Origin of the sequence: Streptomyces sp. NPDC058307, from assembly GCF_042880295.1 — a bacterium.
In the GTDB taxonomy this organism is placed as follows: Bacteria; Actinomycetota; Actinomycetes; order Streptomycetales; family Streptomycetaceae; genus Streptomyces.
Genome location: NZ_JBHVYZ010000006.1, coordinates 47,246 through 66,451, shown reverse-complemented (window position 1 = coordinate 66,451; position 19,206 = coordinate 47,246). Strand labels below are relative to the sequence as shown.

22 protein-coding genes are annotated in these 19,206 nt (G+C 70.6%); 13 read left to right on the top strand and 9 right to left on the bottom strand.

Annotation, left to right across the window (positions count from 1 at the left end; all coding sequences use genetic code 11):
• Nucleotides 1–161: 161 nt before the first annotated feature.
• From ACFVYN_RS06830 to hisN, 3 genes are all read right to left on the bottom strand, one after another.
• Nucleotides 162–578 (bottom strand): Fur family transcriptional regulator, encoded by a 417-nt coding sequence (locus ACFVYN_RS06830; RefSeq protein WP_389993548.1) that lies wholly within the window; start codon nucleotides 576–578, stop codon nucleotides 162–164.
• 90 nt (nucleotides 579–668) lie between these two features.
• Nucleotides 669–1,079: a cyclic nucleotide-binding/CBS domain-containing protein gene (locus ACFVYN_RS06825; RefSeq protein WP_389993546.1), complete on the bottom strand. Its 411-nt coding sequence runs from the start codon at nucleotides 1,077–1,079 to the stop codon at nucleotides 669–671.
• Between the two features lie 188 nt (nucleotides 1,080–1,267).
• A complete protein-coding gene (gene hisN / locus ACFVYN_RS06820; protein ID WP_389993543.1) occupies nucleotides 1,268–2,068 on the bottom strand; it encodes a histidinol-phosphatase in 801 nt (266 codons plus the stop codon).
• 218 nt (nucleotides 2,069–2,286) lie between these two features.
• Between hisN and ACFVYN_RS06815 the strand changes: the two genes are divergently transcribed.
• Nucleotides 2,287–2,895 (top strand): TetR/AcrR family transcriptional regulator, encoded by a 609-nt coding sequence (locus tag ACFVYN_RS06815; protein WP_389993540.1) that lies wholly within the window; start codon nucleotides 2,287–2,289, stop codon nucleotides 2,893–2,895.
• Nucleotides 2,896–2,925: 30 nt separating this feature from the next.
• Here ACFVYN_RS06815 and ACFVYN_RS06810 read toward each other — a convergent pair whose 3' ends face one another.
• The 4 genes from ACFVYN_RS06810 to ACFVYN_RS06795 all read right to left on the bottom strand — a co-directional run bounded on the left by ACFVYN_RS06810 (nucleotide 2,926) and on the right by ACFVYN_RS06795 (nucleotide 6,592).
• A complete protein-coding gene (locus ACFVYN_RS06810) occupies nucleotides 2,926–3,249 on the bottom strand; it encodes a DMT family transporter (RefSeq protein WP_389993538.1) in 324 nt (107 codons plus the stop codon).
• A 164-nt stretch (nucleotides 3,250–3,413) separates the two neighbouring features.
• Nucleotides 3,414–4,424, bottom strand: coding sequence for a ribosome small subunit-dependent GTPase A (gene rsgA, locus ACFVYN_RS06805; RefSeq protein ID WP_389993537.1), 1,011 nt, complete (start codon nucleotides 4,422–4,424; stop codon nucleotides 3,414–3,416).
• Between the two features lie 12 nt (nucleotides 4,425–4,436).
• Nucleotides 4,437–5,771: a 3-phosphoshikimate 1-carboxyvinyltransferase gene (aroA, locus tag ACFVYN_RS06800; protein ID WP_389993535.1), complete on the bottom strand. Its 1,335-nt coding sequence runs from the start codon at nucleotides 5,769–5,771 to the stop codon at nucleotides 4,437–4,439.
• Nucleotides 5,772–5,869: 98 nt separating this feature from the next.
• The gene (locus tag ACFVYN_RS06795; RefSeq protein ID WP_389993532.1) at nucleotides 5,870–6,592 is read right to left on the bottom strand and encodes a M50 family metallopeptidase; all 723 of its coding nucleotides are present in this window, start codon (nucleotides 6,590–6,592) and stop codon (nucleotides 5,870–5,872) included.
• A 50-nt stretch (nucleotides 6,593–6,642) separates the two neighbouring features.
• Here ACFVYN_RS06795 and ACFVYN_RS06790 point away from each other — a divergent pair, with 50 nt between their 5' ends.
• From ACFVYN_RS06790 to ACFVYN_RS06745, 10 genes are all read left to right on the top strand, one after another.
• Nucleotides 6,643–7,458, top strand: coding sequence for an SOS response-associated peptidase (locus ACFVYN_RS06790; RefSeq protein ID WP_389993529.1), 816 nt, complete (start codon nucleotides 6,643–6,645; stop codon nucleotides 7,456–7,458).
• 28 nt (nucleotides 7,459–7,486) lie between these two features.
• The gene (locus ACFVYN_RS06785) at nucleotides 7,487–8,116 is read left to right on the top strand and encodes an alpha/beta family hydrolase (protein ID WP_389993877.1); all 630 of its coding nucleotides are present in this window, start codon (nucleotides 7,487–7,489) and stop codon (nucleotides 8,114–8,116) included.
• 257 nt (nucleotides 8,117–8,373) lie between these two features.
• Nucleotides 8,374–9,057, top strand: coding sequence for an RNA polymerase sigma factor SigR (gene sigR, locus ACFVYN_RS06780; RefSeq protein WP_007384596.1), 684 nt, complete (start codon nucleotides 8,374–8,376; stop codon nucleotides 9,055–9,057).
• Nucleotides 9,054–9,356, top strand: a complete 303-nt coding sequence (gene rsrA, locus ACFVYN_RS06775) for a mycothiol system anti-sigma-R factor (RefSeq protein WP_389993527.1) — start codon at nucleotides 9,054–9,056, stop codon at nucleotides 9,354–9,356. The genes sigR and rsrA overlap by 4 nt, the downstream gene beginning before the upstream one ends.
• A gap of 156 nt (nucleotides 9,357–9,512) precedes the next feature.
• Nucleotides 9,513–10,841: an HD-GYP domain-containing protein gene (locus tag ACFVYN_RS06770; RefSeq protein ID WP_389993524.1), complete on the top strand. Its 1,329-nt coding sequence runs from the start codon at nucleotides 9,513–9,515 to the stop codon at nucleotides 10,839–10,841.
• The gene (locus ACFVYN_RS06765) at nucleotides 10,838–12,097 is read left to right on the top strand and encodes an HD-GYP domain-containing protein (protein ID WP_389993521.1); all 1,260 of its coding nucleotides are present in this window, start codon (nucleotides 10,838–10,840) and stop codon (nucleotides 12,095–12,097) included. The genes ACFVYN_RS06770 and ACFVYN_RS06765 overlap by 4 nt, the downstream gene beginning before the upstream one ends.
• A 104-nt stretch (nucleotides 12,098–12,201) precedes the next feature.
• A complete protein-coding gene (locus tag ACFVYN_RS06760) occupies nucleotides 12,202–13,182 on the top strand; it encodes a tetratricopeptide repeat protein (RefSeq protein ID WP_389993519.1) in 981 nt (326 codons plus the stop codon).
• 87 nt (nucleotides 13,183–13,269) lie between these two features.
• Nucleotides 13,270–13,920: a peptide deformylase gene (gene def / locus ACFVYN_RS06755; RefSeq protein WP_389993516.1), complete on the top strand. Its 651-nt coding sequence runs from the start codon at nucleotides 13,270–13,272 to the stop codon at nucleotides 13,918–13,920.
• Between the two features lie 281 nt (nucleotides 13,921–14,201).
• On the top strand, nucleotides 14,202–15,287 hold the full coding sequence (gene cyc1 / locus ACFVYN_RS06750; RefSeq protein ID WP_389993513.1) for an epi-isozizaene synthase: 1,086 nt from the start codon (nucleotides 14,202–14,204) through the stop codon (nucleotides 15,285–15,287).
• The gene (locus ACFVYN_RS06745) at nucleotides 15,284–16,654 is read left to right on the top strand and encodes a cytochrome P450 (protein ID WP_389993510.1); all 1,371 of its coding nucleotides are present in this window, start codon (nucleotides 15,284–15,286) and stop codon (nucleotides 16,652–16,654) included. Before cyc1 ends, ACFVYN_RS06745 begins: the two co-directional genes overlap by 4 nt.
• A 4-nt stretch (nucleotides 16,655–16,658) precedes the next feature.
• Here ACFVYN_RS06745 and ACFVYN_RS06740 read toward each other — a convergent pair whose 3' ends face one another.
• A complete protein-coding gene (locus ACFVYN_RS06740; protein WP_389993507.1) occupies nucleotides 16,659–17,624 on the bottom strand; it encodes a helix-turn-helix domain-containing protein in 966 nt (321 codons plus the stop codon).
• Between the two features lie 92 nt (nucleotides 17,625–17,716).
• Between ACFVYN_RS06740 and ACFVYN_RS06735 the strand changes: the two genes are divergently transcribed.
• A complete protein-coding gene (locus tag ACFVYN_RS06735) occupies nucleotides 17,717–17,887 on the top strand; it encodes a hypothetical protein (protein WP_389993503.1) in 171 nt (56 codons plus the stop codon).
• Between the two features lie 27 nt (nucleotides 17,888–17,914).
• Entirely contained in the window at nucleotides 17,915–18,688 is a 774-nt protein-coding gene (locus tag ACFVYN_RS06730; RefSeq protein WP_389993501.1) for a hypothetical protein, read from the top strand.
• Here ACFVYN_RS06730 and ACFVYN_RS06725 read toward each other — a convergent pair.
• Entirely contained in the window at nucleotides 18,681–19,154 is a 474-nt protein-coding gene (locus ACFVYN_RS06725) for a hypothetical protein (protein ID WP_389993499.1), read from the bottom strand. The two genes, ACFVYN_RS06730 and ACFVYN_RS06725, sit on opposite strands and share 8 nt — an antisense overlap.
• Between the last annotated feature and the right edge of the window lie 52 nt (nucleotides 19,155–19,206).

Here is a 19,206-nt window from a genome sequence, read left to right as displayed (position 1 = left end):
TCTCCCACGGTTGCTCCTTGCGGAGTTCGGTACGGAGAGGGGTGGCCGCACGACGATATGACGGTCCGTCAGATTCAGGAACCCCGTGGGCAGCATGGGCAGCACAAAGTCCCCGGCGTCCGCGAGGGGTGCCGGGGGCTTCGGGGCTTCGGGGAAGGCTGTTACGCCGCCGCGCAGTTCGGGCACACGCCCCGGTATGTCACCTCGACGCCCGAGACGGTGAAGCCGAAGCGCTCCGAGTCGGGCAGTTCGGTCAGCGGGTCGCCCGTGGGGTGCACGTCCCGGATGGCGCCGCACTGGGCGCAGACCAGGTGGTGGTGCGGCCGGTGGGCGTTCGGGTCGTACCTCTTGGCGCGCTTGTCGGTGGCGACTTCGAGCACCTCACCGAGGGAGACCAGCTCGCCCAGCGTGTTGTAGACGGTCGCCCGGGAGATCTCGGGCAGCTTGGCCACGGCGCGCGCGTGGACCTCGTCGGCCGTCAGGTGGACGTGTTCGCCTTCGAGGACCTCGGCCACGACGCGCCGCTGTGCGGTCATCCGCCATCCGCGGCCGCGCAGTCGTTCCAGAAGGTCGCTCATGCGCACCAGCTTAACAGCTGGAGACCAGAATCCGAATGAATGTGAGTTTGGAAGGCTGCTCGATTTGGATTGAGTCTAATGCGGTGGCGTCTAGTGCGGTGAACCGGTGGCGGCCGGTACGCGCTCCCGGGCCGGCGCCCAGCAGCGGATGATGTCGCGGACCGAGACGATGCCCGTGGGCTCGCCGTGGTCCAGCACGATGAGGTGCCGGAAGCCGCCGTGGGCCATCGCCTGCGCGGCCTCCTCCAGGGTCCAGGCAGGGGTGGCGAAGACGACGTCGGTGGTGGTGTGGGCGTGGGCGTACTCCGTGTCGGGGCTCTGGCCCAGCCCCACGGAGTTCAGGATGTCGCGCTCGGTCAGAATGCCGGTGCCGGTGCCGTCGGGATCGAGGACCACGGCCGCGCCCACCCGGCGGGCGGACATCAGGGCGGCGGCCTGGCGGAGCGTGTGGGCGGGGCCGATGGTGAGGACCACCGTGCTCATGGCGTCGCGGACGAGCATGGGTTCGCAGTCACCTCCTGGAACCAATGAGTTCGTTCATTGGTTCACAAGTTCACAAATGAGGGTCCTCTCAGGGTCGCAGGTAAAGCGCGGGTCAACAAGAGGGCGCGCGCCGCCGATTGAGGGCGTGCGCGCTCAGATGTGCTCCCCGGAAGCGCGCTCGTGCTTCCCTCGTGCTTCCCTCGGCCTCAGTAGCGCTCGTTGAGATAACCCAGGAACTCGTCGTGGAGCAGGCCGTTGGAGGCGGCGGCGTTGCCGCTGTGCGGGCCCGGGCGGCCGTCGAGGCCGGTGAAGGTGCCGCCGGCCTCCGTGACGACGATCGCGTTCGCGGCCATGTCCCACAGGGAGAGCTCCGGTTCCGCGCAGATGTCGATCGAGCCCTCGGCAACCATCATGTACGGCCAGAAGTCGCCGTACGCGCGCGTGCGCCACACCTCGCGGGTCAGGTCCAGGAAGCCGCCCAGGCGGCCCTGGTCCTCCCAGCCGGTGAGGGAGGAGTACGCGAAGGAGGCGTCGGTGAGCCTGCCGACCTTGGAGACGTGCAGGCGGGAGGCGGAGGTGAGGCTGCGGCCGCTGAAGGCGCCGTTCCCCTTCGCGGCCCACCAGCGACGGCCGAGGGCGGGGGCGGAGACCACGCCGACGACGGGCTGGTAACCGCCCTCCGCCACCTCCATCAGGGAGATCAGCGTCGCCCAGACCGGCACGCCCCGGACGTAGTTCTTGGTGCCGTCGATGGGGTCGATGACCCAGCGGCGCGGGCCGGTGCCCTCGATGCCGTACTCCTCGCCGAGGATGGCGTCGCGGGGACGGGCGCGCTTGAGGTGGCCGCGGATGAGTTCTTCCGCCGCCTTGTCCGCCTCGCTGACCGGGGTCATGTCCGGCTTCGTCTCGACCTTGAGGTCCAGTGCCTTGAAGCGGGCCATGGTCGTCGCGTCGGCCGCGTCCGCGAGGACGTGGGCGAGGCTGAGGTCGTCGAGGTAGTCGGGCATGGTGCGAACGGTATCTGCCGGTGTCGGTACGGGGCCAGCGGGCCCGGGGTGTGGACGGTGCGGGTTCGCCCAGGCAGAGCCGGGTTCGGGCCGCCCGCGTCGGCGAGCCGCCACCGCGCGCGCCCCTTCGTACCGTCCCTTCGTACCGTCGCGAACCCTTGACAGTGCCCCCGTGCGCGTCAAATCTGGGCGCAGAGCTGCCTGCTCCCTGGGAGGCGATGATGCCTGCTGCGCGGGAATCGCTGCTGGACGCCGCTTATGCGGCGTTGGCGCGTCGGCCGTGGTCCGCCGTGAGGATGGTGGATGTCGCGGCGACCGCCGGAGTGTCCCGGCAGACGCTGTACAACGAGTTCGGGAGCAAGGAAGGGCTGGCCCGCGCGCTGGTGAGGCGAGAGGCCGACGGGTATCTCGTCGGCGTCGATCAGGCGCTCACCACGCACGGCGACGCCCGGGAACGGCTGACCGCGACCGCCGAGTGGACCACCGCCTCCGCCCGGGAGAACGCGCTGGTACGGGCCATGCTCACCGGCTGCTGGAGCGAGCGGTTGCCCTCTCCGACCCTCTCGGGCGTGCCGTCCTCCTCCGCCGTACCGGCACAGCGCCGGGCCGACGGACCGCTGCCGTCACCCGGCGAATTCGTGGCACTGGTGCGCGACCGTGCCGTCTCCGTTCTCGCCGGACCCGGCGTCCACAAGTCGGACGTCCCCGAACTCGCCCGCTCCTGCGAACTGGCCGTCCGGCTCGCCCTGTCCTGCGTGGCCGCGCCGCCGGGCGAGGGCGGGGTCGCGGACCTGGTGCGCAGCGTGCTGCACCGGCAGCCGGTGTGACCCGGTGTACACCGGCGCCTGAACCGGGCCTCAGTGCTGCGAGCCCGACAGCTGGAGGCCGATCACTCCTATGATCACCAGGCTGATCGAGACGATCTTCAGCGTCGACACCAGGTCGTCGAGGAAGACCATCCCGTAGATCGCGGTGCCCGCCGCGCCGATGCCGGTCCACACCGCGTACGCGGGGCCGACGTCCAGCTTCCTCAGGGACAGGGTGAGCAGACCGAAGCTGCCGAGCGCGAAGATGCAGAACGCGATCGTGGGCCCCATCCGCGTGAAACCGTGGGAGAGCTTCAGACACACGGCGAAACCGGTCTCCAGCAACCCGGCCACCACCACCAGCAGCCACGCCATGTGCTGTCCTCCCGTATGTCCGGCTCGGTGCGATTATGCACTTACCGAACTCTCGTACACCCAAACAACGCGGAGGTCAGTCCCCCCGGGTCCTCTCCCTCGACCCTCCCGGCCAGGCTCCCTCAGCCCCCGGCCCGCTCCCTCAGTCCTCCCGGCCCGCTCCCTCAGTCCCCCTCCGTCCGCTCCCGCGTCGAGAGCAGCCGCCGCAGGGAGTACAGCCGGGCCGGATCGGCGTGACCCTCGGCCACCCACGCGTCCAGCGCGCAGTCGGGCTCGTCATGACTGCACGCGCGCGGACAGCCCTCGGTTCCCGGCACCAGGTCGGGAAACGCGAGGATCACGCGGGAGGGGTCCACGTGGTGGAGGCCGAACGACCGCACGCCAGGGGTGTCGATCACCCAGCCGGCGTCGTCGGCCAGGGGGAGCGCCAGCGCCGAGGTCGTGGTGTGGCGGCCGCGGCCGGTCACCGCGTTCACATGGCCCGTCACGCGGCGCTGCTCCACCGGGACCAGCGTGTTGACCAGGGTCGTCTTGCCCACGCCCGAGTGACCGACGAAGGCCGTGATCTTGCCGTCGAGGTGGTCGCGCACCACGTCCGCCGCGCTGCCGTTCTCCAGCTCCTCGCGGCTGGTGACGACGTACGGGATGTCCAGGTGGCCGTACAGCTCCAGCAGCTTGTCGGGCTGGGCCAGGTCCGACTTCGTCAGGACCAGCAGGGGGGTCAGGCCGCCGTCGAAGGCGGCCACCAGGCAGCGGTCGATCAGGCGCGGGCGGGGCTCGGGGTCGGCGAGGGCCGTGACGATGGCGAGCTGGTCGGCGTTGGCGACGACCACGCGCTCGTACGGATCGTCGTCGTCGGCCGTGCGGCGCAGGACCGAGGTGCGCGGCGAGATGCGGACGATGCGGGCGAGGGTGTCCTTCTCGCCGGAGAGGTCGCCGACGATGGCCACCCGGTCTCCGACGACCGCGGCCTTGCGGCCCAGTTCCCGGGCCTTCATCGCCATGACGACCCGGCCGTCGACGAGACAGGTCAGACGGCCGCGGTCGACGGTGAGGACCATGCCCTCGACCGCTTCCTCGTGCTTGGGGCGGATGTTCGTCCGCGGCCGGTTGCCCTTGCGGTTCGGGCGGCTGCGGATGTCGTCCTCGTCGGTGTTCTTGCCGTAGCGGCGCATGGCGTGAGTCCCCTACGCCCTCTCGCTCCCGAGCGTCCCGAGCATCCCGCTCCACAGGTCCGGGAAGTCCGGCAGGGTCTTGGCCGTCGTCGCGACGTTCTCGATCTGCACGCCCTCGACCGCGAGACCGATGATCGCGCCGGCCGTGGCCATGCGGTGGTCCTCGTAGGTGTGGAAGATCCCGCCGTGCAGCCGGCGCGGGCGGATGTGCAGGCCGTCGGCGGTCTCGGTGACGTCGCCGCCGAGTTCGTTGATCTCCTTGGTGAGCGCGGCCAGCCGGTCCGTCTCGTGCAGCCGCAGATGCGACACCCCGCGCAGGGTGGAGGGGGAGTCCGCGAGGGCCGCCACGGCCGCGATGCCGGGAGTCAGCTCGCCGACCTCGCCGAGGTCGACATCGATGCCATGGATCGCACCCGAACCGGTGAACACCAGGCCGTACTCGGTGAGTTCGCAGGAACCGCCCATTTCGGTGAAGATCTCGCGCAGCCGGTCACCGGGCTGGGTGGTGCGGGCCGGCCAGTCCGGGATCACGACCTTGCCGCCGGTCACCAGGGCCGCCGCCAGGAACGGCTGGGCGTTGGAGAGGTCGGGCTCGACGGTGAGGTCCCGGCCCAGCAGGGCCCCCGGCGTGACCCGCCAGACGTTCGGCTCGCCGCCCGACTCCGGGGTGTCCACCTGGGCGCCCACCGCGCGCAGCATGTCCACGGTCATCCGGATGTGCGGCATCGAGGGCAGGGTCGAACCCACGTGCCGGACCTCGACGCCCTGGTTGAAGCGCGGTCCGGAGAGCAGGAGCGCCGACACGAACTGGGACGAGGAGGACGCGTCGATCTCGACCGGGCCGCCGTCCAGGGCGCCCCCGCCGTGCACCGTGAGCGGCAGCGCCCCGCGGCCGTCGTCGTCGATCCGCGCTCCGAGGACGCGCAGGGCGTCGATCACACCGGTCAGCGGGCGCTCGTACGCCCTCGGATCGCCGTCGAAGCGGATGGGGCCGTCGGCGAGCGCGGCGATGGGCGGCAGGAAGCGCATCACCGTGCCGGCGTTGCCGACGTCCACCGTGGCCGGGCCGCGGAGGCCGGCCGGCAGGACACGCCAGGTCTCGCCGGTGCCGTCGGGGCCCACGCCCTCCTCGATGCCCACGCCCATCTCGCGCAGGGCCGCGGCCATGAGGAGGGTGTCGCGGGAGCGGAGGGGACGGCGGAGCCAGCCGGGTTCGGAGGCGAGGGCCGCCAGTACCAGGGCGCGGTTGGTGACCGACTTCGACCCCGGGACGTGGACCGTGGCGTCGACGGCTCCACTCGCGTGGGGGGCGGGCCAGAGGGCGGTGTCTGAGGGGTTCAGGGCCATAGGGTCACTTTAGTAGGGGGGCGCGTATCGGGTGCGCCGCCGTCGTGGCCGACCGCACGCCTGGTGACGTCGCTCCTCCGTCGCTCCTTCGGGTCCTGTCACACCTGCAGCAGCCACCTGCCGCCGCCTATCAGCGAACACAGGCTCACCGCGTGGAACAGGAACAGCCACAGCCCCGCCGGTACGTTCGTCAGGCGGGACAGCTGGTCCGCGTCGGAATCGCCCGCGCCGCCCCTGGACCGCTTCGCCTGTAGCTCGAAAGCGGGACGCACCCCGCCCAGCAGCAGGAACCACACCACCACGTACGCGAACGCCGCCTGCACCTGGGGCCCGGCGAGCCAGGACACCACCACGAACGTGCCGCCGGTGAGCACCACCGTCAGCGCCCCGTACGCGTTGCGGATCATCACCAGCATCGCCACCAGCAGGGCCGTCGCCGCCCACAGCAGCAGGGTGATGCGGCCGGCGGCCAGCAGGGCGGCGCCGCCGAGGCCGAGCAGCGGGGGAGCGGTGTAACCGGCCGCCGCGGTCAGGATCATGCCGAGGCCGTGCGGCTTGCCCCGGCTGACCGTGAGGCCGCTGGTGTCGGAGTGCAGCCGTATGCCGGTGAGCTGACGTCCCGTGAGCAGGGCGACCAGACCGTGGCCGCCCTCGTGGGCGATGGTGATGGCGTTGCGCGAGAGCCGCCACAGCGTATGGGGGACCACTATGGCGAGCGCCGCCACCATGGTGCCCAGCACCACCCACAGGTCGGGGTCGGGTTGCAGTCCGATGAGCCGGTCCCAGAGATCGGGCAGCGCGGTCGATGCGGTGCTGTCCATGTTTCCCGGTGGCTCCCTCTGGTCGTACGGAGTCTGGCAGTGTGGCACGTATGTGCGGACGGTATGCAGCCAGTCGTGGGCCCGAGGATCTCGCAGGAATCTTTGAGATCGAGAAGTGGGAACTGGAAGAGACCCTTGAGCCCGACTACAACGTGGCCCCGACCAAGGAGGTCTACGCCGTCCTCGACCGTCCCCTCAAGGACGCCGAGGACCCGCGGCCGGTTCGGCAGCTGCGGAAGCTGAAGTGGGGGCTGGTCCCGAGCTGGTCGAAGAGCCCCGAGGGCGCGGCCCGGATGATCAACGCGCGCGCGGAGACCGTGCACGAGAAGCCGTCGTACAAGAGGGCCTTCGCCACCCGCCGCTGCGTCATTCCGGCCGACGGCTACTACGAGTGGGTCACCGGGCCCGGCGAGCGGGAGCTGGAGGTCGAGGGGAAGAAGAAGCGGCCGCGCAAGCAGCCCTACTTCGTACTGCCCGCCGACGGTTCGGTGTTCGCGATGGCCGGGCTGTACGAGTTCTGGCGCGACAAGACCCTGCCCGACGACCATCCGCTGGCCTGGTGGGCGACCTGTTCCGTGATCACCACCGAGGCGGAGACCGGCCCGCTGGCCGTCTCCCCGGCCGACGGCCCGCGCTCCCTCGCCGACATCCACCCCCGGATGCCGCTGATGCTGACCCCGGGCCGCTGGGACACCTGGCTGGACCCGTCCCGCACCGACGTGGAGGACCTGCGCTCGTTGCTCGCGCCCCCGCCCGAGGGGCTCATGCGGGCCTACCCGGTCTCCACCGCCGTCAGCAACGTGCGCAACAACGGGCCGGAGCTGCTGAAGGAGCTGGAGGGGCCGGAAGAGGGCACCCTCTTCTAGCCTTCTTGTCGTGAAGACCGAGCTTGCCGTGAAGACCGAGACCATCAGCACCGAGGCCGGCGACGCCCGCATCACCTGGCACCCGGCGCGCACGGCACGGCTCGTGCTGGCCGTCAGCCACGGCGCCGGCGGCGGCATCGAGGCGCGGGACCTCCAGGCACTCGCCGACACGCTGCCGCGGCACCGAGTGACCGTCGCCCTCGTCGAGCAGCCCTGGAGGGTGGCCGGCAAGAAGGTCGCGCCCGCTCCCAAGACGCTGGACGTGGGATGGCGGGGTGTCTGGCCCGCTCTCGTGCGGCCCGGCCTGCCGGTGATCTCCGGCGGGCGCAGCGCCGGGGCCCGCGTCGCCTGCCGTACGGCCGTGGAGCTGGGCGCCGCCGCGGTCCTCGCCCTGAGCTTCCCGCTGCACCCGCCGGGCAGGCCGGAGAAGTCCCGCGCCGCGGAACTGCTCGGATCCGGGGTGCCCACCCTGGTCGTACAGGGCGGCAACGACCCGTTCGGGAAGCCGGAGGAGTTCCCGGACGGGTCCTTCGAGCTGGTCGAGGTGCCCCACGGCGATCACGGCTTCGCCGTGCCGAAGCGGGCGGAGATCGGTCAGGAGGAGGCCGTGACGGTCATCACGGAGGCGGTCGTGAAGTGGGTCGGGTCACTGGAGTGAAAGCCCGGGAATGCTGAGCCCCGGACCTCTGTTGAGGCGGACAGAAGCGCTGAGGAACAGCGCGGATCGCCGTAGGAGAGGAAGTCCGCCGCATGGGTTCGACCTTCTGCCCGAGCCGCAGCAGCCGTCCTGACCTGGACTGGACAGTGCTGCATGCGGCGAAGACCACCCCTATTCGAGGGGCGGTCGGGACGGGTAGTCGTCTATCCTCCAATTCCGGTGGCATCGGTTTCGGTGCTGCCCGGAATCTTGAGGAGGTGGGTCCGGTCACTGGGATCGACGCAGGGACCGACAACGGCCAGGCGGAGCAGCCCGAGGGCCAGGGCGCGAGCACGGAGTCCACTGCGGAGCGCACCGCGCGCTTCGAGCGGGACGCGCTCGAATTCCTCGACCAGATGTACTCGGCCGCGCTGCGCATGACGCGCAACCCGGCCGACGCCGAAGACCTGGTGCAGGAGACGTATGCCAAGGCGTACGCGTCCTTCCACCAGTTCCGTGAGGGGACCAACCTCAAGGCGTGGCTGTACCGGATCCTCACCAACACGTTCATCAACTCGTACCGCAAGAAGCAGCGCGAACCCCAGCGCTCCGCGGCCGAGGAGATCGAGGACTGGCAGCTCGCCCGCGCCGAGTCGCACATGTCGACCGGTCTGCGCTCCGCCGAGTCGCAGGCGCTCGACCACCTGCCCGACTCGGACGTGAAGGAAGCCCTCCAGGCGATCCCCGAGGAATTCCGCATCGCCGTCTACCTCGCCGACGTAGAGGGCTTTGCGTACAAGGAGATCGCGGACATCATGGGGACACCCATCGGAACGGTGATGTCCCGACTGCACCGTGGCCGCCGTCAACTGCGCGGCATGCTCGAGGACTACGCCCGCGAGCGCGGGCTCGTCCCGGCCGGTGCCGGAGAGTCGAACGAAGCGAAAGGCTCGGGCTCATGAGCTGCGGAGAGCCGCACGAGACGGACTGCAGTGAGGTACTCGATCATCTCTACGAGTTCCTCGACAGTGAGATGCCGGACGTCGATCGCGTCAAGTTCAAGCAGCACTTCAGCGAGTGCTCGCCGTGCCTGGAGAAGTACGGGCTCGAAGAGGCCGTGAAGAAGCTCGTCAAGCGGTGCTGCGGCCGGGACGACGTGCCGACCGACCTGCGCTCCAAGGTGCTGGGGCGGCTCGATCTGATCCGCTCCGGACAGACCGTGCCGGAGCACGACGTGACGGCCTCTTCCCAGGAATCCTGAACTCCCCTCCCAGGAATCCCGACCTCCCCTGCCGGAACGCACTCTCGTCACTCGAACGTGCTAATCGGCAGGTGATCGGCCCACGCCGCCTCCCCTCATCGTCCTAGTCTCCTCGCAGCTGTGCGGACTGGGGCTGGACGGGGCTGGAGGGGCGACATGGAGGCGGTGCCGGCACGCGCGCGTGCGTACGTCGCCTGTGTCGCCGCAGCCGCACTGCTCTGTCTGCTGCCGCTGCCGACCGTCCACACCCCTTGGTGGGCGCTCGCCCTGCTCGCCGCGCTGTACGCCGGCTGCGAGCAGGCCGCCGCCCGGTGGTGGCGGTTCACCGGCACCTTCTATCCGGTCCTGCTCGCCGGCGCCTTTCTGCTGCCGCCCCCGGCCGCCGCCCTCGTGGCGCTGCCGGGGGCGCTGCTGTCCCCGGTCGAGCGGGGCCCGCGTGCCCTGCGCCGGATCTGGCGGGCCGCGCAGCTCGCGCTGAGCGTGTGGGCGGCCGCGCGGGTGCACGGGGCGATGGGCGGCCGGGACGCGGTCGCGGCCGCCGACTTCCCCTACGCGCTGCTCCCCGCCGGCGCCGCGGTGCTCGTCTTCTGCCTGGTGCTGAGCGTGCTGGACGGGGGGATCCTGGCGCTCGCCGAGAGGATTCCCCTACGGCGGGCCCGGCGCGGTCTGTTCCTCCGCTCCCTTGCCCCCGTCGCCGTCCACGGGCTGGCCGGGCTCATGATGGCCGTGCTGTGGCGCAGTCCCTACGGCCCCGTCGCCGCGCTGCTCGTCCTGCTGCCGATGTGCGTGTCGTGGTGGGTGTTCGCGCAGTACCACCGCGAGCGCGCCGCCCACCAGGCCACCATCCGGGCGCTGGTGCAGGCCGTGGACATCAAGGACGAGTACACGCGCGGGCACAGCGAGCGGGTCGGGCAGGCGTCGATGATGATCGCGCGGGAGCTCGGCATGGACGACGCCCGGACCGAGGTGCTGCGGTTCGCCGGGATCCTGCACGACGTGGGCAAGCTCGGCGTGCCGACGCGGCTGCTGAGGAAGGACGGCCCGCTGACTCCGGAAGAGCGGCGGATCATCGAGCTGCACCCCGAGTACGGGCACGAGATGGTGCGGGGCATCTCCTTCCTCGGGGAGGCCCGGGCCGCCGTGCTGCACCACCACGAGCGGCTGGACGGGAGCGGGTACCCGTACGGACTGGTGGGCGCTCAGATCCCGGAGTCGGCACGGGTGGTGGCCGTGGCCGACGCCTTCGACGCCATGACCTCCACCCGCTCCTACCGGCGGGCCCGGCCCGTCTGCGCCGCGCTGGAGGAGCTGGAGCGGTGCGCGGGCAGCCAGTTCGACCCCCGGATGGTGACGGCCCTGGTCCGCGCCCTGTCCCGGCACGGCTGGCATCCGGCGGTCACGGCGGACGAGACCGACGAGGGCGACGGGACCGGTGTGCCGCGCCCCCGTCCGACAACCACGGGGCGGCCGGGGGTACGCCGGTGAGCGCCCGCAAGGCGTCCCGCCGGCTGCCGCCGCTCCTCACCCTCGTCCACACCTGCGCCGCCCTGCTCGCCCTCGGCTCCCTCGCCTTCGTCCTGTGGACCGGTCTCGAGGAGCGCGGCACCGCCCTCGCCTTCGGGCTGCTGATCACTGTGGGGGAGCTCAACCGGCGCAGCGGCCCCCACGTCAGGGAGGCCGCACCGCTGGGTGCCGCCGGAGCGCTGTCGTACGCCCTGCTCGGGGAGAACGCCGGCGCGCCCACGCATCACGGCGCCGCCCAGGCCGTCACCGTCGTCCTCGCGGCCTCCCTCGTCGGCAGCGTGCCGCACGTCGGACGCGGGCAGGGGCCCACCGCCGACCAGCTCTCGCGCCGGGTGCTCACCGTCGGGTTCGCCGCCGTGTGCTTCCAACCCCTCTACAACCAGGGGACGTTCACCCAGTGGGGCGGCCCCGCCTACGCCCTGCTGCTGCTCGCCCTGCTCTCGCTGACCGCGCTGTGCGACGCCGTGCTCGCCGCCGCCCTCGCGCACTCCCGCACCCGCTGGCCCTTCGGCCCGCTGCTCAGGGACGAGCTGCGGGCCCTGCTCGGCATCGGGTCCGCCGTCGTCGCCACCGGGGCCGTGATGGCGCTCGCGGTGGCCGTCGCGGGACTGTGGGCGCTGCCCGTCTTCTCGGTGCCGCTGCTCCTCACCCAGTTCTCCGTCCGCCGCTACGCCGCGGTCCGCTCCACCTACCGGCAGACCATCGCCTCCCTCGCCCGCGCCACCGAGATCGCCGGGTACACACCCACCGGGCACGCCCGCAGGGTCGCCGCGCTCAGCCGGGAGGTCGGGCGCGAGCTGGGGATGTCCCGGCCCGAGCTCACCGTCCTGGAGTACGCCGCCCTCATGCATGACATCGGCCAGCTGAGCCTCGTGGACCCGGTGCCCGCGGGGGCCACCGCGGGCCTGCCCCTCGACGAACAGCGCCGCATCGCGCTGCTCGGCGGGGCCGTGGTACGGCAGACGGGCGTCGACGCGGCCGTCGCCGTGGTCGTGGAGCGGCAGGCCGACCCCTGCCGGGAGCAGCCGCAGGCCGCGCGGATCGTGCGGGCGGTGAACGCGTACGAGGAGAAGGCGCGGGACGCCGGACCCGGCGGGCCGCTGACCGCGCTGGAGGAGCTGCGCCTGGGCACCGCGGGGGACTACGCTCCGGAGGTCGTGGAGGCGTTGGCCCGGGTGCTGTCGAGGGACTGTCTGACCTCGCCCGTGACGGGGTAACCCATGGGTAATGAGCGCCCTTCCGAGCACACGTGGTTGGATGCGGGAGAGAGGGTGTCCGGGGGCACAGCCAGCCCACTCGACGGAACCGGCAGGCGGGAATCGTGAGGATCTTCGGCAAGGGACGGCACCGGCCCTCCGCCTCCTGGCGGCAGGCCACCGACCGCGCGTTCACGCTGATCGGCGACGGTCGGTACGAGGACGCGGGCGCGCTGCTGACACGTGCCGCGGACCTGGAACCCTGGCTGTCCGAGTCCTGGTTCAACCTCGCCCTCCTGCACAAGTTCCGGCACGACTGGGAGCAGGCGCGGGCCGCGGGCCTGCGGGCCGTCGCGCTGCTCGACCGGGAGACCGGGGCGCCCGACTGGTGGAACGTCGGCATCGCCGCCACCGCCCTGCAGGACTGGCCGCTGGCCCGGCGGGCCTGGCAGGCGTACGGACTGCGGGTGCCGGGCACCGCCACGGCGAACGGCGAGCCGCTCGGCATGGACCTCGGCAGCGCGGCCGTACGGCTGTCCCCCGAGGGCGAGGCCGAGGTGGTCTGGGGGCGCCGTCTGGACCCCGCCCGCGTCGAGGTGCTGTCCATCCCGCTGCCGTCCTCCGGGCGCCGATGGGGCGAGGTCGTGCTGCACGACGGGGTGCCGCACGGCGAGCGGACCACGGCGTCCGGGCACGCCTATCCCGTCTTCGACGAGATCGAGCTGTGGGCGCCCTCGCCCGTGCCGACCTGGGTGGTCCTGCTGGAGGCGGCCACCGAGGCGGACCGGGACGCGCTGGAGCAGCTGGCGGCCGACGCCGGGTTCGCGGCGGAGGACTGGTCGTCGTCGGTACGGCTGCTGTGCCGGATGTGCTCCGAGTCGCGGATGCCGTCCGACGAGGGCGACGGGGAGCACCTGGACCCGCACGACCACAGCGAGCCGGGACACCCCGGTCCGCTGGGGCACCGCACGGACGGGCAGCTGTGGGTGCCGGAGCGGGAGTGCGGGGTGGCTGCGCCGGCTTCGCTGGTCCGGGGGCTGCTGGACGGTTGGGTCGCGGACAGTCCGGATTCGCGTGACTGGCGGGATCTCGAAGAGGTCTGCTGAACATTCGCCGTACCCTGTATCAGCGTCACACCCCCGTTTGTTCTTTGTTTTCGTTCTTTGTTTGTGCAGGAAGGCGATCCGTAGGTCATGGCCCAGCAGGACACCGATCAGCAGCACGCGGGCGTGCTCCCCGTCGACGACGAGGGGTTCGTCATCGACACCGAGGACGCCGAGGAGCGGGAGAGCGCCTGGCGTGAGCGCGGCACCTCGCGGCCCATCACCGTCGTCGGGAACCCCGTGCTGCACAAGGAGTGCAAGGACGTCACCGAGTTCGGTGAGGAGCTCGACCAGCTGGTCGCGGACATGTTCGCCAGCCAGCGCACCGCCGAGGGGGTCGGCCTCGCCGCCAACCAGATCGGCGTCGACCTGAAGGTCTTCGTGTACGACTGCCAGGACGACGAGGGCAAGCGGCACGTGGGTGTCGTCTGCAACCCGAAGCTCGTGGACCTGCCCGCCGACCAGCGCCGCCTCGACGACAGCAACGAGGGCTGTCTGTCGGTGCCCACCGCGTACGCGCCGCTCGCCCGTCCCGACTACGCCGAGGTCACCGGGCAGGACGAGAAGGGCAACCCGGTCAAGCTCCGCGGCACCGGCTACTTCGCCCGGTGTCTGCAGCACGAGACCGACCACCTGTACGGCTACCTCTACATCGACCGGCTCTCCAAGCGCGAACGCAAGGACGCGCTGCGGCAGATGGCCGAGAACGAGCCCCGCTACCCCGTGGTCGCCAACGACTGACGTCCCACCACCCCCGTGCACACGGCGCCTGTTCAGGGATCACTCCCCGAACAGGCGCCGTTCGTCTGTGCGTCGCACGTTCGAGCGGATGTGCTCACATAGTGATCCGATTCAGGTCACATGAGGGGAGAATCCCGACACCGTGGGGTAGTGAATGAAGCAAATCCATTCCCAGAATGGTCAGTTGTGGTGCTGAATGGGAAGTGCGGGGATACGCAACGGCGCACGCCCGGTTCAGCGGCAGGGGTGTGTGTCAACTGGCGGCTGGAAGGGGTTTGTTCGTGTCTGCTTTCCCACACAGCACCACATCGACGCCGACGGCGATCGCGGTTCCACCGTCGCTCTCTCTCCCGGTGATCGAGGCAGCGTTTCCCAGGCAACTGCATCCGTATTGGCCCAGGCTCCAGGAGAACACCCGGACCTGGCTTCTGGAAAAACGGCTCATGCCGACGGACAAGGTGGCCGAATATGCCGACGGACTGTGCTACACGGACCTCATGGCGGGGTACTACCTCGGCGCCCCCGACGAGGTCCTCCAGGCGATAGCGGACTACAGCGCGTGGTTCTTCGTCTGGGACGACCGGCACGACCGCGACATCGTCCACCGCCGTCCGCGCGCGTGGCGGCGGCTGAGGTTCCGCTTGCACGCGGCGCTCGACTCGCCGCGGGCCCATCTGCACCACGAGGATCCGCTGGTCGCCGCCTTCGCCGACTGCGTGGTGCGGCTGTACTCGTTCCTGCCGCAGACGTGGAACACCCGGTTCGCCGGGCACTTCCACGACGTGATCGAGGCCTACGACCGGGAATTCCGCAATCGCACCATGGGAACCATTCCCACGGTCAAGGAATACCTGGCACTGCGCCGACTCACCTTCGCGCACTGGATCTGGACGGATCTGCTGGAGCCGAGCGCGGGATGTGAACTCCCGGACGGGGTGAGGAAACACCCGGCATACCGGCGGGCGGCCCTGCTGAGCCAGGAATTCGCCGCCTGGTACAACGACCTCTGTTCACTCCCCAAGGAAATCGCGGGAGACGAGGTCCACAATCTCGGCATCAGTCTCATCAAACACCAGGGACTGACCCTCGAAGAGGCGATCGGGGAAATGCGGCGACTGATCGAGAAATGCGTGGACGCATTCCTCGTGGCCGAGGCCGACGCCCTCCTTTTCGCCGGCAGTCTCGACGACGGCAGTGTGCGCGGAAAGGAGCTGAGCGCCGCCGTCCGGGCCTGCGTCCGCAATATGCGCAACTGGTTCAGCACCGTCTACTGGTTCCACCACGAGTCCGGCCGTTACATGGTCGACAGCTGGGACGACCGGTCCACGCCCCCGTACGTCAACAACGAAGCGGCAGGTGAGAAATGACCGTCGAATCCGTGAAACCCGAAGCCACGGCGGCTCCCGAGTTGCGTGAACCGCCGTTCGCGGGCGGGGGCGTCCCCGTCCTCGGCCACGGCTGGCGCCTGGTCCGTGATCCGCTGAGCTTCCTGTCCGGGCTGCGGCGGCACGGCGAGGTCGTACGCCTCCGGCTCGGCCCGAAGAAGGTGTACGCGCCCACCACCCCGGAACTGACCGGAGCCGTGGCCCTCAACCCCGACTTCATCATCGCCGGGCCGCTGTGGGAGTCCCTGGAGGGGCTGGTCGGCAAGGAGGGCGTGGCCACCGCCAACGGCCCCCAGCACCGGCGGCAGCGGCGCATCATCCAGCCCGCGTTCCGGCTCGACGCCCTCCCGGCGTACGGGCCGGTCATGGAGGAGGAGGCGCACGCGCTCGCCGAGCGCTGGCAGCCCGGTGAGACGGTCGACTGCACCCTGGAGTCCTTCCGGGTCGCCGTGCGCATCGCGGCCCGCTGTCTGCTGCGCGGCGACTACATGGACGAGCGCGCCGAGCGGCTGTGCGTCGCGCTCACGACCGTCTTCCGGGGCATGTACCGGCGGATGGTGATACCCGCTGGGCCGCTGTACAAGCTGCCCCTGCCGGCCAACCTCGCATTCAACCGCGCGTTGGCCGATCTGCATCTCGTGGTCGACGAGATCGTCGCCGAACGCCGGGCATCCGGTCAAAAGCCGGACGATTTGCTGACGGCATTGCTGGCCGCGAAGGACGCGAATGGCGACCCCATCGGGGAACAGGAGATCCACGACCAGGTCGTCGCGATACTCACCCCCGGCGGCGAAACCGTCGCGTCCACGATCATGTGGCTGCTTCAGGTGCTCGCCGAACATCCCGAACACGCGGACAAGGTGTGCGCGGAAGTCGAATCGGTCACCGGCGGCCGTCCTGTGGGATTCGACGACGTACGGTCACTCAGGTACACGACCTATGTGGTGGTCGAGACCATGCGTTTGTGGCCCGCGGTATGGATATTGACGCGGCGGGCGGTGCGCGACACCGAACTCGGTGGCTATCGCATTCCGGCCGGGTCCGACATCGTCTACAGTCCGTACGCGATCCAGCGCGATGCGAAGTCCTTCGACGACAGCGCGGAGTTCGACCCTCTGCGCTGGAGTCCCGATCGCGCCAAGTCGGTTCCGAAACACGCCATGAGCCCGTTCAGCACCGGTAACCGGAAGTGCCCGAGCGACCACTTCTCGATGGCACAGCTGACGCTGCTCACGGCGGCGCTGGCCCGGAAGTACCGCTTCGAGCAGGTGGCCGGCTCCGACGACACCCCCCGGCCGGGCATCACCCTGCGGCCGAACCGGCTCCTGGTGCGGCCCGTGCCCAGGTGACGGGTCAGGCGGCCGCCCCCGGGCCCTGGAAGGTGCGCCGGTAGGCGTTCGGGGTGGTGCCCACCGCGCGCAGGAACTGGTGACGCAGCGCGGCCGCGGTGCCGAACCCGGCGCGGCCCGCGATGGCGTCCACCGTCTCGTCCGTCGCCTCCAGCAGCCGCTGGGCCAGCAGCACTCGCTGGCGCAGGATCCAGCGGTAGGGAGTCGTACCCGTCTCCTGCTGGAAGCGGCGGGCGAAGGTGCGCGGGGACATGTGCGCGCGCTCGGCGAGCTGCTCGACGGTGACCTCCTCGTCGAGGTGCTGCTCCATCCACACGAGCACCTCGCCGACGGTGTCGCACGTCGACCGGGGCAGCGGCCGCTCGATGTACTGGGCCTGTCCGCCGTCCCGGTGCGGCGGCACGACCATGCGCCGGGCGATCTTGTTGGCGACCTCGGGGCCCTGCTCCTTGCGCACGATGTGCAGACAGGCGTCGATACCGGCGGCGGTGCCCGCCGAGGTGATCACCGGGCCCTCGTCGACGTACAGGACGTCCGGCTCGACCGTCAGCCGCGGGTACGCGAGCGCCAGCTCCTCCGCGTGGTGCCAGTGCACGGTGCAGCGCCGGCCGTCGAGCAGTCCGGCCGCGGCCAGCACGAAGACGCCGGAGCACACGCTGAGCACCCGCGCCCCGCGCTCGACCCCGTCGCGCAGGGCCTGGAGCAGCTCGGGCGGAAAGTCCCGCGTCTCGTAGCCGGCGCAGGCCGGCACGGCGATCAGGTCGGCCGACTCCAGCCGCTCCAGGCCGTGCTCGACCTGCAGGGTGAACCCCGAGCGCGAGGCCAGCCGGGGGCCCTCGGCCGAGGCGACCGCGAAGTCGTACACGGGCAGTCCGTCATCGCTGCGGTCGATCCCGAAGACCTCGCAGACGACACCGAGCTCGAAGGGATTCACACCGTCCAGGACGACGGCGGCCACGTTCTTCAGCATGCTCCCAGTGTGCCGCAAAGGTGGCAGTAAATCGAGGGTGTGCGGCAGTCCTGCCACTGTTTGTCAGGAGTCTGCGGCGTGACAGTAGTGACATGACTACCGCACAGACACAAGGACTGATCGGAATGCTGACCATTCTCGGAATCCTCGTCCTCCTGGTCCTCCCGTCGGTGATCGGGATCGTGCACGACCGCCGGATGGACCGTCAGATCAAGCGGGCCTACGAGTACCGGGCCGCACGCGGGACGACACGCACCGTCTAATCTCTCCTGAACCAACAGGGGAGGAACATGAGACACAGACTGTGGGCCGTGGCAGGCGGGGCGGCAGCCCTGACCCTGCTCACGGCCACCGGCGCCCACGCCGAGGGCGAGGGTGACATCAGGGTCACCAAGACCGTCGTGAACAAGGGGGGCAACGTCATCGTCGGTACGGCGAAGACCATCACGTTCCCGATCGCGGTCACCGTCAAGGACGACTCGGGCGCGAAGAAGATCTCGCATCTCAGCACGTTCAACAAGACCGCCCCCTACGGCTTCTTCAGCTGGAACGGCGACTCGTCCTGCGTGAGGAAGAACTCGACGACGTCGGTGTGCACGGGCACGATGACGGTCGACCCCGCCTGGATCGACAGCGACGACATCGACAGCAACAAGCTCGCCGGTGTCTGGGTGGTCGCCGCCACCGTCAACGCCAACGACGGCGACTACTGGATCTACGACGACATCGCCCAGTACAAGGTCAAGCGGGCCGCACAGCTCACCACCGACGCGACCCCCGAACCCGTCGCCAAGGGTGCCCAGCTCACCGTCAAGGGCAAGCTCTCCCGGGCCAACTGGGAGGACCTGAAGTACCACGGCTACCCCGGCCAGGCGGTCAGGCTCCAGTTCCGCGCGGCCGGTGCCGCCCACTACCGCACGGTCAAGACCGTGAAGACGGACAACGTGGGCCGGCTCAGCACCAAGGTGACCGCCACGTCGGCGGGCAGCTGGCGCTGGTACTTCCCCGGCACCACGACGACCTCGGCGAAGGTGTCGGCCGGGGACGCGGTCGCGCTCAGGTGACCAGCACGGTGACCCGCCACTCCTGAATGCCCTTGCAGGAGATGCCGCCGGTCCCGGTGGCGCACAGCGGGCGCTGCGAACTCAGCTGGATCCGCCCGGCCGAGACCGCCTTGTACGCGGAGCTCGCGTCGCCGGGCAGCAGGACGATGCCGCTGTTGGTGGCCTCCAGGCCGCTGCCGTCGACGGTGACCGGTTTCCAGGGGCGGCTTCTGGTCCCGTCCAGGCTGATCCGGATCGTGCCACCCACCGCGAGGCACACGGTGTCCCCGCTGTCGGTGGCTCCGAGTTCCGCCTGGGTCGTGCATCCGGTAGCGGTCGGTGTGGCGCTGGGTGCGGCGGCGGTGGGGGAGGACGGCGACACACTGTCGCCGCCTCCCCCCTTGCCGTTCCCGGCGTCGGTGCCGCAGCCCGCGAGGAGCAGCGTCAGTGTCGCGAGGGCGAGGGTCGTCTTGCGGATCGGGCGCATGGATGGCCTCCTTCCCTCTTGGACGTACCACCCACGTGCCCGGATCCATCGA

Bases quoted from the DNA above. Each gene is read 5' to 3' on its own strand.
- ACFVYN_RS06730 (WP_389993501.1), top strand. From the start codon at position 17,915: ATGAGACACAGACTGTGGGCCGTGGCAGGCGGGGCGGCAGCCCTGACC.
- ACFVYN_RS06770 (WP_389993524.1), top strand. From the start codon at position 9,513: ATGGAGGCGGTGCCGGCACGCGCGCGTGCGTACGTCGCCTGTGTCGCC.
- rsrA (WP_389993527.1), top strand. From the start codon at position 9,054: ATGAGCTGCGGAGAGCCGCACGAGACGGACTGCAGTGAGGTACTCGAT.
- ACFVYN_RS06815 (WP_389993540.1), top strand. From the start codon at position 2,287: ATGATGCCTGCTGCGCGGGAATCGCTGCTGGACGCCGCTTATGCGGCG.
- rsgA (WP_389993537.1), bottom strand. From the start codon at position 4,424: ATGCGCCGCTACGGCAAGAACACCGACGAGGACGACATCCGCAGCCGC.
- hisN (WP_389993543.1), bottom strand. From the start codon at position 2,068: ATGCCCGACTACCTCGACGACCTCAGCCTCGCCCACGTCCTCGCGGAC.
- ACFVYN_RS06830 (WP_389993548.1), bottom strand. From the start codon at position 578: ATGAGCGACCTTCTGGAACGACTGCGCGGCCGCGGATGGCGGATGACC.
- ACFVYN_RS06795 (WP_389993532.1), bottom strand. From the start codon at position 6,592: ATGGACAGCACCGCATCGACCGCGCTGCCCGATCTCTGGGACCGGCTC.
- ACFVYN_RS06825 (WP_389993546.1), bottom strand. From the start codon at position 1,079: ATGCTCGTCCGCGACGCCATGAGCACGGTGGTCCTCACCATCGGCCCC.
- def (WP_389993516.1), top strand. From the start codon at position 13,270: ATGGCCCAGCAGGACACCGATCAGCAGCACGCGGGCGTGCTCCCCGTC.
- aroA (WP_389993535.1), bottom strand. From the start codon at position 5,771: ATGGCCCTGAACCCCTCAGACACCGCCCTCTGGCCCGCCCCCCACGCG.
- ACFVYN_RS06790 (WP_389993529.1), top strand. From the start codon at position 6,643: ATGTGCGGACGGTATGCAGCCAGTCGTGGGCCCGAGGATCTCGCAGGA.
- ACFVYN_RS06735 (WP_389993503.1), top strand. From the start codon at position 17,717: ATGACTACCGCACAGACACAAGGACTGATCGGAATGCTGACCATTCTC.
- ACFVYN_RS06740 (WP_389993507.1), bottom strand. From the start codon at position 17,624: ATGCTGAAGAACGTGGCCGCCGTCGTCCTGGACGGTGTGAATCCCTTC.
- ACFVYN_RS06725 (WP_389993499.1), bottom strand. From the start codon at position 19,154: ATGCGCCCGATCCGCAAGACGACCCTCGCCCTCGCGACACTGACGCTG.
- ACFVYN_RS06810 (WP_389993538.1), bottom strand. From the start codon at position 3,249: ATGGCGTGGCTGCTGGTGGTGGTGGCCGGGTTGCTGGAGACCGGTTTC.
- ACFVYN_RS06745 (WP_389993510.1), top strand. From the start codon at position 15,284: ATGACCGTCGAATCCGTGAAACCCGAAGCCACGGCGGCTCCCGAGTTG.